15 protein-coding genes are annotated in these 15,298 nt (G+C 33.6%); all 15 read left to right on the forward strand.

All coding sequences use genetic code 11. From position 1 onward, the window contains the following. Positions 1–37: 37 nt before the first annotated feature. The 15 genes from AC07M6_RS19325 (at position 38) to AC07M6_RS19395 (ending at position 15,285) form a co-directional block, all read left to right on the forward strand. The gene (locus tag AC07M6_RS19325; RefSeq protein ID WP_494892278.1) at positions 38–1,123 is read left to right on the forward strand and encodes a Wzz/FepE/Etk N-terminal domain-containing protein; all 1,086 of its coding nucleotides are present in this window, start codon (positions 38–40) and stop codon (positions 1,121–1,123) included. Then, on the forward strand, positions 1,123–2,121 hold the full coding sequence (locus AC07M6_RS19330; protein ID WP_494892280.1) for an NAD-dependent 4,6-dehydratase LegB: 999 nt from the start codon (positions 1,123–1,125) through the stop codon (positions 2,119–2,121). Before AC07M6_RS19325 ends, AC07M6_RS19330 begins: the two co-directional genes overlap by 1 nt. 31 nt (positions 2,122–2,152) lie before the next feature. Next, complete coding sequence (locus AC07M6_RS19335; RefSeq protein WP_494892282.1) at positions 2,153–2,854, forward strand: acylneuraminate cytidylyltransferase family protein; 702 nt, start codon at positions 2,153–2,155, stop codon at positions 2,852–2,854. Continuing rightward, a complete protein-coding gene (locus AC07M6_RS19340; protein WP_494892284.1) occupies positions 2,847–3,902 on the forward strand; it encodes an N-acetylneuraminate synthase family protein in 1,056 nt (351 codons plus the stop codon). The genes AC07M6_RS19335 and AC07M6_RS19340 overlap by 8 nt, the downstream gene beginning before the upstream one ends. A gap of 36 nt (positions 3,903–3,938) precedes the next feature. Next, positions 3,939–4,988 (forward strand): nucleotidyltransferase family protein, encoded by a 1,050-nt coding sequence (locus AC07M6_RS19345; RefSeq protein WP_494892286.1) that lies wholly within the window; start codon positions 3,939–3,941, stop codon positions 4,986–4,988. A 15-nt stretch (positions 4,989–5,003) separates the two neighbouring features. After that, positions 5,004–6,140: a UDP-N-acetylglucosamine 2-epimerase gene (gene neuC, locus AC07M6_RS19350; RefSeq protein WP_494892288.1), complete on the forward strand. Its 1,137-nt coding sequence runs from the start codon at positions 5,004–5,006 to the stop codon at positions 6,138–6,140. Next, positions 6,133–6,990, forward strand: coding sequence for an NAD-dependent epimerase/dehydratase family protein (locus AC07M6_RS19355; RefSeq protein ID WP_494892290.1), 858 nt, complete (start codon positions 6,133–6,135; stop codon positions 6,988–6,990). Before neuC ends, AC07M6_RS19355 begins: the two co-directional genes overlap by 8 nt. A gap of 45 nt (positions 6,991–7,035) precedes the next feature. Continuing rightward, positions 7,036–7,791, forward strand: coding sequence for an imidazole glycerol phosphate synthase subunit HisF (hisF, locus tag AC07M6_RS19360; RefSeq protein ID WP_494892292.1), 756 nt, complete (start codon positions 7,036–7,038; stop codon positions 7,789–7,791). Next, a complete protein-coding gene (gene hisH / locus AC07M6_RS19365; RefSeq protein ID WP_494892294.1) occupies positions 7,788–8,426 on the forward strand; it encodes an imidazole glycerol phosphate synthase subunit HisH in 639 nt (212 codons plus the stop codon). The genes hisF and hisH overlap by 4 nt, the downstream gene beginning before the upstream one ends. A 1-nt stretch (position 8,427) precedes the next feature. Then, a complete protein-coding gene (locus tag AC07M6_RS19370) occupies positions 8,428–9,660 on the forward strand; it encodes an N-acetyl sugar amidotransferase (protein WP_494892296.1) in 1,233 nt (410 codons plus the stop codon). 107 nt (positions 9,661–9,767) lie between these two features. Next, positions 9,768–11,201 carry a lipopolysaccharide biosynthesis protein gene (locus AC07M6_RS19375; RefSeq protein WP_494892298.1) on the forward strand — a complete coding sequence of 478 codons (1,434 nt, stop codon included), beginning with the start codon at positions 9,768–9,770 and terminating at the stop codon, positions 11,199–11,201. A gap of 7 nt (positions 11,202–11,208) precedes the next feature. Next, positions 11,209–12,576: a hypothetical protein gene (locus tag AC07M6_RS19380; RefSeq protein WP_494892300.1), complete on the forward strand. Its 1,368-nt coding sequence runs from the start codon at positions 11,209–11,211 to the stop codon at positions 12,574–12,576. A gap of 11 nt (positions 12,577–12,587) precedes the next feature. After that, the gene (locus AC07M6_RS19385) at positions 12,588–13,181 is read left to right on the forward strand and encodes an acyltransferase (RefSeq protein ID WP_494892301.1); all 594 of its coding nucleotides are present in this window, start codon (positions 12,588–12,590) and stop codon (positions 13,179–13,181) included. Continuing rightward, entirely contained in the window at positions 13,160–14,314 is a 1,155-nt protein-coding gene (locus tag AC07M6_RS19390) for an NAD-dependent epimerase/dehydratase family protein (RefSeq protein ID WP_494892302.1), read from the forward strand. The genes AC07M6_RS19385 and AC07M6_RS19390 overlap by 22 nt, the downstream gene beginning before the upstream one ends. Next, the gene (locus AC07M6_RS19395; RefSeq protein WP_494892303.1) at positions 14,311–15,285 is read left to right on the forward strand and encodes a WaaS/CpsH family glycosyltransferase; all 975 of its coding nucleotides are present in this window, start codon (positions 14,311–14,313) and stop codon (positions 15,283–15,285) included. Before AC07M6_RS19390 ends, AC07M6_RS19395 begins: the two co-directional genes overlap by 4 nt. The last annotated feature ends 13 nt before the right edge of the window (positions 15,286–15,298 follow it).

A 15,298-nucleotide genomic window follows, 5' to 3' on the forward strand; every position in this document is an offset into this window, starting at 1 on the left:
AGTGTAATTAACCTACAAATTAATAACGCTTTGTAATATGGACCAAGCAGATCGATCTAAGGTTTTGGATGATAAAGAAATTACTTTAAAAGAACTTTTAAGTAAATTTACATTACTGTATAAATTCTTGTTAAAAAAATGGATCGTTATTATAGCATTTGCTTTAATGGGCGGATTGCTGGGCCTTTGTTATTCATGGTACAAAAAACCATTATATAAGGCTCAGCTTAGTTTTGCACTTGAGGATGAAAAATCATCGGGGGGGTTAAGTTCAGCTTTAGGGCTGGCCAGCCAGTTTGGGATTGATTTAGGTGGAAGCGGAGGTGGGGCTTTTGCAGGAGATAATTTGATTGAACTGATAAAATCAAGGTCGATTGTAGAAAAAGCATTATTAAGAACGGTTGATATAGATGGTAAAAAACAAACCTTAGCCGAAATGTATATTGGCTATAAAAATATGCGTAAAGCATGGGTAAATAATCCGCAGACAAAGAATGTTAAATTTGAACCCAATGCTAATAGAGCCAATTTTACTTTACAACAGGATAGCGTTCTTGGAGAAATTCATCAGTCAATCGTAAACAATAATCTAGTTGTTGATAAGATTGATAAAAAACTAAGCATTATTACTGTTACAGTTAAGTCTGAAAATCAATTATTTTCAAAACTATTCACTGAACTTTTAGTTAACGAAGTATCCAGATTTTATATAGATACCAAAACAAAAAAATCAACCCAAAACGTTAATATACTGCAATATCAAACAGATTCTGTACGTAGAGAGTTAAATTCCGCCATTTCTGGAGTAGCATTATCAATAGATGCTACCCCCAATGCGAATACTTTAAAACAAATATTAAGGGTACCATCGCAAAAAAGGCAGGTGGATGTGCAAGCCAATCAAGCCATATTAAACGAGTTGGTTAAAAATTTGGAATTATCAAAAATGTCGCTTCGAAAAGAGACACCCCTGATACAAATTATTGATCGCCCTATTTTACCTCTTGAAAAAGAAAAATTAGGTAAAACAAAAGGATTTTTGATGGGAGCGATAATAGCCGGGATTTTAACAATCATATTTTTGATAGTTAAAAAAATAATAAATACAATACTTAATACCTAATGGAATTAAAAGGGAAAAAGATTCTTGTAACAGGAGCCGATGGTTTTATTGGTAGCCATTTAGTTGAACAGCTTTTAAATGAGGGGTGCCGGGTTAGGGCCTTTGTGTACTATAATTCATTTAACAGTTGGGGATGGCTTGATACATTGTCCAAAGATAAACTTAGTCAAATAGAAATATTTGCGGGGGATATTAGAGATCCATATGGTGTAAGAGCCAGTATGAAAGATATTGATATAGTATTTCATTTAGCTGCGTTAATAGCCATACCATTTAGTTATCACTCACCAGATTCATACATTGATACTAATGTTAAGGGTACTTTAAATATTGTGCAAGCGGCAAAGGATTTCGGGGTTGAGCGTGTTTTAGTTACATCTACCTCAGAGGTTTATGGCACGGCCCAATATATTCCTATAGATGAACTACATCCACGTCAACCACAATCACCTTATTCGGCCTCTAAAATTGGAGCCGATTGCATTGCTGATTCATTTTATAGGAGTTTTGATTTACCTTTAACAATAGTTAGGCCTTTTAACACATTTGGCCCAAGGCAATCAGCAAGGGCTGTAATACCAACAATTATTACTCAATTATTAAATGGCAAACAAGAGATAAAGTTGGGGGATGTACTACCTACCCGGGATCTCTTATATGTAAAAGATACGGCCAATGGGTTTATTGAGATTGCTAAAGCTGAAGCTTTAATAGGGCACGATTGTAATATCGCAACGCAATCTGAAATATCGGTAGGCGACTTAGCGCAGGAACTAATCAGACAGATTAATCCCCGGGCAAGTATTATTACAGACGACCAACGTATCAGGCCGGAAAAATCAGAAGTTTTTAGATTATACGGATCCAATAAAAAAATAATGGAGTACACTAACTGGAAACCGCAATTTAATTTGGCTGACGGCTTAACTCAAACTATAGATTGGTTTAAGAACCCTGAAAATTTAAAACAGTACAAATCAGATATCTATAATATTTAAACTTAAATTATTATAAGCATTAAATATTAAAATGATTGATAATCATAACATTGTATGTATTATACCTGCCAGAGGAAAATCAAAGCGTTTGCCTGGGAAAAATATTTTGAATTTTTTGGGTAAGCCACTTATCGCACATTCTATAATAACTGCTAAGCAATCAAAGTATATAGATAGTGTTTATGTAACTACTGATGATGATGATATTGCAAAAGTTTCGAAACAGTTTGGAGCAATTGTAATTAAACGCCCAGATGAATTATCTGGTGATAACGCACCTACAATAACGGCTGTAAAACATGCTTTACTTTCGCCACAAGTTGCTAATTTAAAAGCATTTGCAGTTATATTATTACAGCCAACATCTCCTTTAAGGCCCGATAATTTAGTTGACAATATGATAGAGGCTTTTATGTCATCTCAACACGAGATAGATTCATTAATAACTGTATCAGAGAATCGGCATAAAATAGGTAGTATAGAAGGCGGCATATTTAAGCCACTTACTTATGCACCTGGCCAACGATCGCAGGATATGGCTCCATATTATTATGAAAATGGATTAGTTTATATAACAAAAACTAATGTAATAATAGAGCAGGATGATATTTTTGGTAAAAAAATAAAAACATTTATAGTGAGTAGTCCGTTTGCTGATATCGATATTGATACCCGGGAAGATTTTGATTGGGCTGAATTTGTTGGAAAAAAATACTTGAACAATTATGAATAATACTGCAGAATTTGCAATAAAAGGCAGGAAAATTGGATATAATTATGATCCGTTAATTATTGCTGAGATCGGGATAAATCATGGTGGCTCATTGCAGTTAGCCAAAGATATTGTTGACACAGCTTACAAAGCCGGGGCGGAAGTTATTAAGCACCAAACCCATATAGTTGAAGATGAAATGACCAGTGCGGCAAAAAATGTAATACCAGGCCATACTAAAACTTCGATATATGAAATAATGGAACGTTGCGCTTTAAATGAAAGCGATGAAATCGCACTTCAACAATATGTTGAGAGTAAGGGTATGATTTTTATCAGCAGTCCATTCTCTCGCGCAGCGGCAGATAGGTTAAACAGGATGAATGTGCCCGCATATAAAATAGGATCGGGCGAATGTAATAACTATCCATTGCTCGAGCACATTGCAGGTTTTGGTAAGCCGATAATTTTAAGCACCGGCATGAATAGTATTGAAAGCATAACGAAAGCAGTTTCAATATTTAGGAAGTTTAAAGTTCCCTATGCGCTTTTGCATTGTACAAATATTTATCCAACCCCAATTCATTTGGTGCGCTTAGGCGCCATGGTGCAATTGCAGCAAGAGTTTCCTGATGCGGTGGTAGGTTTGTCTGATCATACAACTAATAATTTAGCCTGCCTTGGGGCTGTTGCACTGGGTGCTTCTATTTTAGAAAGACATTATACTGATAGCATGGAGAGGGTGGGGCCGGATATCGTTTGTTCTATGGACCCGGCAGCAATGAAAGAACTAATTGAAGGATCAAAAATATTAAAGCAGGAGCGTGGCGGCGAAAAGGGTGCTTTACAGGAAGAACAGGCAACCATTGATTTTGCTTATGCTTGTGTGGTAACAATTAAACCTGTTAAAAAAGGTGAAATTTTTACTAAAGATAATTTATGGGTAAAACGGCCGGGCACCGGACAAATACTTGCCGAAAGTTACAATGATATATTAGGTAAAAAAGCTGCTGGTGATATCGATAACGATATGCAGCTTAACTGGAGTGATGTAAACAACAATAACTAATAATATCACTTATTAGCTGGACAGATCTTTTATATCATGGGCAACACAAAAATGAATATCATAAATATATCTACAACAATTAAAGATGCTTTAAGATCTTTAAATCTGCTTGAAAGTAACCTTACTTTGTTTGTTACTGACAATGATGGAAAACTTGTTGGTACGTTAACAGATGGAGATATAAGAAGAGGGCTTATTACAAACCGTAACTTAACTGATAATGTTGAGCTGGTGATGAATAAAAGCTTTCATTATGTTACAATTGAGAATATTGATAATGATAAGTTAAAGGACCTGCGAAACAAAAAAATATTTCTGGTACCACTTATTGATAATGATCTTAAAATTGTAAAAATACTTGATCTGGAAAAACTTAAGGGGTTTATTCCGGTTGATGTTCTAATTATGGCTGGCGGCGAGGGTATGCGACTGCGTCCTTTAACGTTAAATACTCCCAAGCCCTTATTAAAAGTTGGCGATAAACCTATAATTGAGCATAATATAGATAGGCTTGTATCGTACGGGGTACATAATTATTGTATCTCTTTAAAATATTTAGCAGACAAAATAAAAAATTATTTAGGTAATGGTGCCTTAAAAGGTGTTAATATTGATTATGTAAGTGAAAACGAGCCAATGGGAACAATAGGTGCAATTAAATTAGTGCCCCGTTTTCATAATGATCATATTCTTATTATGAATTCTGATTTGCTTACTAATATCGATTTTGAAGATTTTTATAGTTTTTTTAAAACAAGTAATGCAGATATGGCAGTTGCTACTACAGCATATAAAGTAAATATACCTTACGCTGTTTTAGAATTGGGTACCGATAGGGTAAAATCACTACGGGAAAAACCCACTTACACTTATTACTCTAACGCAGGTATATACTTAATAAAAAAAGAAATTATTGATCGTATACCACAATCGGGTTATTATGATGCGACAGATTTGATGGAAAAGGTAATAAGCGATGGCCTAAAACTGGTTAGTTATCCGATATTAGGTTATTGGCTTGATATCGGCAACCATGGAGATTTTGCTAAGGCGCAGGAAGATATTAAACACATTCAGTTGTATTAAGTTTAAAAAGCAGATATGAAAAAAGTTTTTGTAGTAGTTGAAAGAAGAGCCGATTACAGCAGGTATAAACCAATTTTAGAGAAGATGGTTAAAGATCCATTTTTTGAAATATACTTGGTTGTAACTGGCATATGTTTGTTAGAGGAACACGGAAGTGATATAAACTATATAGAAGAAGATGGTTTTACAATATCGGCACGGGTACCGATGTTTAACGAAAAAAGGCCAGATACCGGGGCTGAAATGGTACGCTCAATGGCAAGGGTTATGAGTGGTTTAGTTGATGAACTGGAAAAATCAAAACCAGATCTGGTGTTATCAGGTTTTGATATTGGGGGCAATTTTGCAGTAACTATTGCCGCCGCACATATGAACATCCCTGTTTTACATATTCAGGGCGGCGAAGTAACCGGCAGTATTGACGAAAGCATCAGGCACGCTATGAGTAAATTTTCGCATATCCATTTACCGGCTACCGAAGATGCAAAAGACAGATTAATAAGAATGGGAGAAGATCCACAAAATATTTTTGTTGTTGGTTGCCCATCTATTGATGTATTGGTAAGCACACCAGTAATACCTAAAGAAGAGCTTGAAAAGGAATTTGATCTTGATTTTTCAAAACCTTTTGTAATTATGATCCAGCATCCTGTTACTACCGAAGCAAAAAATTCATTAGATCAGATTAAAGAAACTATTAGTGCCATTAAAGAGTTAGGTATACAGTGTATTGTTTTATTACCCAATAACGACGCGGGCTTTTCAAATATTATCGACGAGATAAAAAACTCAGGCCTTAAATGGTACCCAAGCTTACCTACAAATAAATTTATTAACCTGTATAGGAATGCGTGGGCCTTAGTGGGTAATTCAAGTTCAGGTATTCATGAAACGCCTACTTACAAGATACCGGCGGTTAATATTGGTAACAGGCAAATGGGCAGGGAAAGGGCTAAAAATGTAATTGATGTGCCAAACATCAAGTCTGAAATTAAAAAAGGTATCGAGAAAGCCATATATGATAATGATTTTAGGGATTACGTTAAAACTATTGTAAATCCTTACGGCGAAGGCAACTCGGCCGATCAGATAGTTGAAGTAATGAAAACAGTTTCACTGGAAGGCATTATTCAAAAACGGTTTTATGAGTAATAACATACTTATAATAGCAGGCGGTGGCTTTTTAGGTAAAAGTTTAATAGCATCATTTAAAAAAAATAATTTTGGTAAAATTGGATGTATCGATGTTATAGATCCTGCTATTGATGATGTTAAGTTTTACCAGATAAATATGCTTGAAACAAGCGATGAGGCACTGTTGAATGTTATTAACAATTATGATATTATTGTAAACTGTTTAGGGCAAGTTACAAACCCAATTAACCTGTGTTTTAGGTTAAATTCAGAAGGGATAAACAAAGTTGTAAATGCTGTAAAAGCAACCAATAAATTTTTAATTCATTTTTCAACTGTAACAGTTTATGGCTCGTGTAATAATGCTGATGAGCATACGGCGGTTAACCCCGAAACATCCTACTCGTGTGCCAAGGCCTTTGCCGAATATTTGATCGAAAGTAATTTGCACATAGATAATTATTGCATCGTAAGGTTGTCAAATTTATATGGAGAGCAACAGCCCAAGGGCGTTTTTAGCTATATAAAAAGATCTTTTAACTCGGATAAGTTATTAGAATTTAATAACGATGGATATATGGTACGTTATTATTTACATGTGCAGGATTGTGCTGAAGCCATTAGTAATATTATTTCAAAATCGGTAAAAGGTAAATATAATCTTATAGGGCCTGATAAATATAGCTTGCGGCAGCTTACTGCGCTTGCAGAAAATATCATGCATACTAAGTTTGAGATATCCTTTAACCAAACACCCTCATGGGATAATACACTTGATATTAAAGATAATAAATTGAGAGAAAGTATCGACCTAACTTATAGGCATTCAATCGAAAATAGTTTAAAACTCATGTTTAGTAAACAATAATGTTAATTATAAGTAGTAAGTCAACATTTAAGATTTGATAGTAAAATGAGCAGAAAAAGGCTAATCGCCCGAATTGACGTAAAGAATGAATTTGTTATTAAGGGTATTCATCTTGAAGGATTAAGAAAGGTTGGAGATCCTATAGAACTTGCAAAAAAGTACTATCAGGAAGGAATAGATGAGATAATTTTTATGGATGCGGTGGCAAGTTTATATGGCCGTAATAATTTGTTCCATATTATCGAAAAAGCCTGTAAGGAAGTTTTTGTACCTATTACTATTGGTGGCGGTATCAGGTCGGTTAAAGATATTGAACTAGCATTACAATCAGGCGCAGATAAAATCGCATTAAATACCCAGGCTGTAAAAACTCCTGAGATAATTACAGAAGCATCGCGTATATATGGATCACAATGTATAATTGGATCAATAGAGGCTAAAAAGAAAGGTAATTTATGGGAAGTGTATGTTGATAACGGGCGCGAAGAAACAGGAATAGATGCAGTTGAATGGGCTTCTAAATTAGAGCAATTAGGTGCGGGCGAATTAATGGTAACATCAATAGACCAGGAAGGTACAAAAAGAGGGTACGAAATTGAATTAATAGAAAAAATATCTGCCAATGTTTCTATACCGGTAATAGCAAGCGGTGGGGCAGGCAACCCCGCTCATATTTCAACTGTTTGTAAACAAACGCATGTAAGTGGTGTAGCTGTTGCCGCTATTTTGCATTATAACTTATTTTCTGTTACCGAAATAAAAAAAGCTATGGATTTGGCAGGCGTTAATGTAAGGATATGAATGAGATAGTTGTAATAGATTATGGCATTGGCAATGTTAAAAGCATGATTAATGCATTAGAGAAAGTTGGTGCAAAGGCTACACTTACTAACGATAAGGAAACCATACTAAACGCTGATGCGGTTATATTGCCTGGGGTAGGGGCATTTAAACATGGCATGGAGAACCTGATTGAACGCGATTTAATAGATTGTATAAATAGTTTTGTTGTAACAGGTAACCCCTTTTTAGGCGTATGCCTGGGTATGCAGATGCTGATGGAAGAAAGCGAAGAATTTGGTTATACAAAGGGATTGGGATTAATTCCCGGTAAAGTGAAAAAAATCGCATTGCCAGAAAATTCCAAAGATAAACTACCTCATGTTAGCTGGAGCCAATTGATTGAACCCACAGCAGGGCGATGGGATAAAACGATATTAAGCGAGTTTAATAATAAAACCGATGTTTATTTTGTGCATAGCTTTGCTGCAGTACCCGATAACTTAAACGATGTGTTGGCTAATTGCGAGTATGGAGAGGTGGATTTTTGTGCAGCTGTACATAAAAACAATGTTTATGGCACCCAATTTCATCCGGAAAAAAGTGGGATATTAGGGTTAAAAATATTAGAAAATTTCATAAAACTTATAAAGTAAAATGTCAATATATCAAGCATATTATGGATTACCATCCGAAGTTAAATTTTGTAAAAGGTGCGTAATCTCCAATCAGCGACCGAGTTCAACGGTTGAATTTAAAAGTGATATAAAGGATAAAAAAGAAACCATTGATTTTGACGGGGATGGAATTTGTTCGGCCTGTAGGTATCATGATGAAAAAGAGGTAAATATAGATTGGAAACAAAGAGAGGAAACTCTTATGAAATTGTGCGACAAGTTCAGAAGAAATGACGGATCGTACGATATTATTATTCCTGGTAGCGGTGGTAAAGATAGCGCCTATACATCCCATATCATGAAGTATAAATACGGTATGAACCCCCTAACGGTAACCTGGGCACCGCATTTATACACAGATATAGGGTGGAAGAACTTTAATAACTGGATGCACGCAGGCGGCCTGGATAATATTTTATATACTCCTAATGGTAAGTTACATCGGTTATTAACAAAATTTGCTTTCCATAATTTATTACACCCTTTTCAGCCATTTATAATAGGGCAGCGTATTATTGGTCCGGCTATGGCTGCCAGATATGGCGTAAAACTGGTAATGTATGGCGAAAACCAGGCCGAGTATGGAAATAAAGTTGATGCAAATAATATACCTACAATGAGCACAGAGTTTTTTTCTGTAGACGAGCCAATGGAGATGAGCTTGGGTGGGGTTAAAATGAAAGACATTATAAAAGATTATGGTTACACCAAAGCTGATTTTGCGCCATACATACCAGTAAGCCCGGCAGAATTACATGCTAAAGGAGTTGAAGTTCATTATCTTGGTTATTATTTAAAATGGGATCCGCAAGAGTGTTACTATTATGCTGTTGAAAATACTGGCTTTGCATCAAATACCGAGCGTACCGAAGGTAGTTATTCTAAATACAGCAGCATAGATGATAAAATAGATCCATTTCACTATTTTACAACATTAGTAAAATTTGGCATTGGTCGCGCTACGTATGACGCCGCACAGGAAATACGCAATGGGAAAATTACCCGTGACGAAGGCGAACTATTGGTTAAGCGTTTTGATCAGGAATTTCCGCATAAGTTTTTCACGGAATTTTTAGAATATATTGATACCACTGAAGAAGAATTTAATCAAATAGTTGACAAGTTCCGTTCACCACACTTATGGGGCAAAGATGCTAACGGTACATGGAAATTAAGGCACACTGTTAATCAAGATGGTTTGGATGACATTTAGTCTACCAATTATCCGGGCAAATATCCAGATTGAAATTTTAGTAACACAACTAATTAGTACTGTGTTTCATCATTTCAATTCCATTTAAGCAACATTTCAACAGATTCATGCTGAATAGTAAAAAACTTTTCTCCAATACAATTTTATATTCTATTGGAGAAATAGTTCCACGTATTTTATCTCTGGTACTACTTCCCATTCTTACCACCTATCTTTCTACAAAAGAGTATGGGATAAACAGCTATACTACATCTGTAATGACTTTTGTATTTGTGATAGCTTCGCTATCATTAAACACATATATCTTAAAATATTATTACAATGAAGATAGTTTAGAGGGGCGTAAAAACCTGGTAGGTTCTATTTTTTACTTTATATTGCTTTTTAATGTATTGCTACTTTTATTTCAATTTATTGTAATACCCAAGTTAATTGGGTTTTTTAATGTAAATATTCCATTTTACCCATTTTTTTTCCTGGCTATCTTAAATAATTTTTTTGATGTAATCTCAATAATTCCGCTTGTGATGTATCGCGTAAATGAAAACGCGAAAGGATTTATTATTGTTAGCCTTTCGCGTACTATTTTACAGTATATATTAGTTTTAATATTGGTGGTGCACTATAGATTTGGGTTAGAGGGGAGTTATTACGGAAGATTATTGGTAAACATACCATATGTATTTATATATTTTTATTATATCAGGAATAACGGGTTTTTTAAAATAGATTGGAGTGTAGTAAAAAGTGCGCTAAGGTTTTCGTTACCTTTATTACCAGGTGGCATATCTTACCTTCTTATATCACTTAGTGATAGGGTAATATTAGAAAGATATATAAGTTTAGAACAGCTTGGGATATATTCAGTTGCATCTACACTTGCTTTGGCTTTAAATGTTGTTATACAAGCGCTTTATAAAACTATCGAACCTATACTTTTTAAAGAGTATTATTCTGATAACTTTCAATCAATTAATCTGTTATTATACCGGATTTACTTGTCTCTGTTATTAATAGGTGCTTTTTTTGCTGCAATATTTAGTAAAGAAGTTTTTTTAATAGCCGCGTCACACGCATTCTCATCTGGTTATAAAATTGTACCTTTTCTTACAATTCCGGTGGTTATATCCGGTATAAATACCTATTTAGATATATTGCTAATTGCTGAGAAAAAGCAAAAAGTAGTATCGTACACAACAATTTTATCTGGAATAATTTCTGTATCTATTAACTTTATTTTAATACCCAAACTGGGTTACTATGGTGCTATTATTGCTTCAACAACTGCTTTTTTAATTGTAAATATTATCTGCCATTATAATCTTATAATAAAAACCAGATACCTTGTAAGCCAGTTAGTTCTTATTGCTTTAGTAGCATTTATGCCCTATGTTTATGATACTTTTATATCGCAGTCCAACTTATTGCTAAATCTTTTGTTGAAATTCTTTCTTTTTTTGGTCTTTACTATAATTGCATTGAAGCTATTAAATATTAGTATTAGAAGATTTAAAAATCAATTTATCGGATTAATCAAATAATGGCAAAGTGGATATAATTGACTATACAAAAAAAATCCATGCGATTGAAGTAAAATATCAGTTCTTTAAGATAAAAGATACAGATGGGCTATTTTATTGGGATATTGTACGCCATGATGTTTTTTATGCTATATATTTTGAATTGGCAAATATTAAAGCGGCTACCCCGCCTAAGCAAGATACTGTTATAGGTAAAATCTATAATTTAATTAAAAGCAGTTTTTATGCTATAAAACTATCATTAGCAATCAATCGTAAATCATATAAATACTTGTGTATTAGTTGTGCAAGGTATAAAACGACAGATGATAAATATATTGATTACGCCTTGAATGACGTGCTGTTATCAATTGATAATGAAGAAAAATTAATTTTAGAAAGCAACATAAAATATGATAATTCCTTATACCATAAATCATACTTTAGTACAGGAGTGTTATTTGCCTATTACATAGATCATCTAAAATCTCTTTTAAATCGAAAATCAACAAGCAAATATCTGGTTACTAATATATTAGAACAAGAGTTTGGTGTAAGTGTTAATTTAGATAGCATAATTTATAATTTAATAAATAGGTTTAAAACCGAGTTGGGATACTATACCAAATTATTGCAGAAACTAAAACCTAAAAAAGTATTTCTTGTTCAAAACGGTATACAAAAAGCGTTTTTTACAGCCGCCTCAAATGCGGGCATACCTGTTTATGAAATGCAGCATGGTTTAGTTAGCTATATACACCCTGCATATGATTACCCCCCAAATATAAATTTATCACACCTAAATAGCTTTCCATCTTATTTTTTAACTTTTTCATCATTTTGGTCAAAAAACATCAATTACCCTGTTAAATATAATATAAGTATTGGAAATACATTTTTTGTATCGCAAGCACCGGAGGAAAATAAAGAATATGCGCTAACGGTAATTTTTGTTGATATATATGCTTTAGATTTAATCAAGCTAATAGATTGCTTTTTACAGAGTGGCTTTACCAAAAAAATTGCTATAAAGTTGCATCCAAATCAGTACTATGAAAAAACACATATAAAAGCTCATTTTGCTAAGTATCCTAATGTTGATGTAATTTATAACGAACGTGACATAAAAGGTTTATTAATGGCGACAAATGCAATCCTGGCCGTACAATCAACCTGCGTTTATGAAGCTTTAGATCAACAGGTAAAAGTTATATTATACAAAATTAAAGACTATCGAACTCACCAGGATGTATTTTTAAACCCGAATGTATACCTAATTGATGGGCATGACGAAATATATGCTTACTTAGATAATAAATTTAATAAAAATGACACCTGTTATTTTGAAAAATTTAAGACTCAAAAGTTTCAAATGATCTTAAGCGATGAAGTGTAATGTTAAACGAAATGATGAAATTATTTTTTAAGACAATACGTTACCTTAACCGTAAAATATGGTGGACAATTAACAAAAATCAATTTAAACATCTTGGTAAAAATACATATTTTAAAAAAGGCATATCTATCTCAAAAAAATATATTACATGCGGCGTAAATATATATGTATGGAATAATTGCAGGATGGAAGCAATAGTTAATCATAATGGTAAAAAATTTAATCCCAATATAATTCTTGATGATTGTGTAACTATCCAACAAAACTTGCACTTAACCTGTGCGGATGAAATATATATAGGTAAAAATACGGCAATTGCAGCAAATGTAACCATCACAGATATAAACCATCCCTATGAGGATGTTTTAATTCCTATTGAGTATCAGGATATAGAAGTGAAAAAAGTTAGTATTGCAGCAGATTGTAAGATTTATAATAATGTGGTTATATTACCAGGTACTATAATAGGTACTCATTGTACAGTTGGTGCAAATAGCGTAGTGGCGGGAACTTATCCCGATTTTTGTGTTATTGCAGGTATACCTGCAATAATTATAAAACAGTATAACCACGATGAAAAAAAATGGCTGAAAATAAAAAAATGAAAAAAGTATTAATTACTGGCGGGGCCGGATTTATTGGCTCCAATCTTTCTTTAAAACTAATTGACAAGGGATATATCATTACAGTTTTAGACAATCTTTCACCTCAAATACATGGTGCCGATCCTGAAAACGATTCGCCTCTTTATAATTCTATTAAAGATAAAGTGAATTTTATTAGGGGAACTGTAACATCCCAAAATGATTGGGTGAAAGCGATTGCTGATCAGGATGTTATTGTCCACTTTGCTGCCGAAACAGGAACAGGGCAATCTATGTACGAAATCAAAAAATATACAGATGTTAATATTGGCGGTACAGCGTTAATGTTAGATGTACTTACAAATTTACCTCATAAAGTAAAGAAAGTAATAGTAGCATCCTCTAGATCAATATATGGTGAAGGTAAATATTACAGTGAAAATTTAGGCGATGTTTATCCAAGCCACCGAGTTAGTGAATTTATGGATAACGGGGATTTTGAAGTGAAATACAAAGGCACTCAAAAACCTCTGCAACTTGTAGCTACTGATGAAAACTCAAAAATACATCCGTCCTCGGTATATGGTATAACAAAACAAAATCAAGAGCAAATGGTTATGGTGGTTTGCCCAACCATAGGAATTGCAGCCGTTGCATTCAGATATCAAAATGTTTATGGGCCAGGGCAATCGCTTTCAAATCCCTATACCGGTATTTTATCTATATTTTCTACACAGATAAAAAATGGAAACGCAATAAATATTTTTGAAGACGGACAAGAAAGCCGCGATTTTGTTTTTATTAATGATGTAGTGGATGCAACTATACTGGGTATTGAGAAAGATGAAGCAAATAATCAGGTTTTTAACGTGGGCACCGGCGTAGCCGTTAACGTATTAACAGTTGCTGAAACCCTGCAACAACAGTATAAAACCAATATACCGGTAAAAATTACCGGTAATTATCGCCTTGGTGACATAAGGCACAATTTTGCCGATTTAACCAAGATAAGTCAAAAGTTAGGTTTTAAACCTAAAGTTGATTTTGCAACAGGTATTGCTGCGTTTTGCGCCTGGGTTAATAAGCAACAAATAATGGCAGATAATTATGAACAATCAATAAATGAATTAAAAAGTAAAGGGCTTTTTAAATGATTGACCGAAAACGGATCCTTTTTATCGGTATTGGTTTTTATGATTATGATAAAGCCATAATTAATCAACTTGAAAAGCTTAATTATCAAGTCGATTATTTTTGTGAGGTACCTAGTAGCTTCAAATATAGGTATGATATAAGAAAAGGTAATAAGTTAAAAATTCAGAAAACTTTAAATGAACTAAGTTTAAGCATAGCCCACGCAGCCAGGTCAGATTACCACAATGTATTTATAATCAAGGGCGAAAATTTGACTAATGAAGCTATTGATATTATAAAGAAAAAAAACCCCAATGCTAAATGGGTGCTTTATTTATGGGATTCAGTTAGCAGGGTGCCTGGCAGCAAAAAAATATTCCATCAGTTTCATGAAATTTATTCGTTTGATAGAATGGATTGCATAAGCAATAGCGATCTGAAGTTTAATCCGTTATTTTATCGTGAAGAATATGCACGGCATTCACAAGGATCAATGGCTTTGACAGATCTTTATTTTTTGGGATGGTATCACTCTGACCGGCTAAAATTAATAGAAAAGGTTATTGTTTTTTGCCGCGAAAATAACCTAAAACATAATATTAAACTATACGTAGGTTTTTTTAGTTATTTAACTCATTTTATAACCGGGAACGAGCTAAAGCATTTTAAAAAATATTTGATACATAAACCAATTTCAGCAACAGAAAACGTTAATAGCATACTAAATTCAAACTGTACATTGGATATTGCTCATCCACTTCAAAATGGGTTAACTATGCGTACAATTGAATTAGTAGGGGCCCAAAGGAAAATTATTACAACAAATGCTGATATTGTAAACTATGATTTTTATAATGAAGACAACGTTTTGATATTAGATAGAAGCAACCCTGTTTTAAATATTGATTTTTTCAGGCAACCATATAAAGAATTAGATAAAGGCATAGTCCAGCAATATGCTTTATCTAACTGGTTATCTAAAATGATATAATTGTTATTAAACG

This window comes from Mucilaginibacter sp. GW821-FHT07H05 (assembly GCF_059418485.1).

Bases quoted from the DNA above. Each gene is read 5' to 3' on its own strand.
- AC07M6_RS19345 (WP_494892286.1), top strand. From the start codon at position 3,939: ATGGGCAACACAAAAATGAATATCATAAATATATCTACAACAATTAAA.
- AC07M6_RS19340 (WP_494892284.1), top strand. From the start codon at position 2,847: ATGAATAATACTGCAGAATTTGCAATAAAAGGCAGGAAAATTGGATAT.
- AC07M6_RS19370 (WP_494892296.1), top strand. From the start codon at position 8,428: ATGTCAATATATCAAGCATATTATGGATTACCATCCGAAGTTAAATTT.
- AC07M6_RS19395 (WP_494892303.1), top strand. From the start codon at position 14,311: ATGATTGACCGAAAACGGATCCTTTTTATCGGTATTGGTTTTTATGAT.
- AC07M6_RS19385 (WP_494892301.1), top strand. From the start codon at position 12,588: ATGATGAAATTATTTTTTAAGACAATACGTTACCTTAACCGTAAAATA.
- AC07M6_RS19375 (WP_494892298.1), top strand. From the start codon at position 9,768: ATGCTGAATAGTAAAAAACTTTTCTCCAATACAATTTTATATTCTATT.
- neuC (WP_494892288.1), top strand. From the start codon at position 5,004: ATGAAAAAAGTTTTTGTAGTAGTTGAAAGAAGAGCCGATTACAGCAGG.
- AC07M6_RS19335 (WP_494892282.1), top strand. From the start codon at position 2,153: ATGATTGATAATCATAACATTGTATGTATTATACCTGCCAGAGGAAAA.
- AC07M6_RS19330 (WP_494892280.1), top strand. From the start codon at position 1,123: ATGGAATTAAAAGGGAAAAAGATTCTTGTAACAGGAGCCGATGGTTTT.
- hisF (WP_494892292.1), top strand. From the start codon at position 7,036: ATGAGCAGAAAAAGGCTAATCGCCCGAATTGACGTAAAGAATGAATTT.
- hisH (WP_494892294.1), top strand. From the start codon at position 7,788: ATGAATGAGATAGTTGTAATAGATTATGGCATTGGCAATGTTAAAAGC.
- AC07M6_RS19390 (WP_494892302.1), top strand. From the start codon at position 13,160: ATGGCTGAAAATAAAAAAATGAAAAAAGTATTAATTACTGGCGGGGCC.
- AC07M6_RS19355 (WP_494892290.1), top strand. From the start codon at position 6,133: ATGAGTAATAACATACTTATAATAGCAGGCGGTGGCTTTTTAGGTAAA.
- AC07M6_RS19325 (WP_494892278.1), top strand. From the start codon at position 38: ATGGACCAAGCAGATCGATCTAAGGTTTTGGATGATAAAGAAATTACT.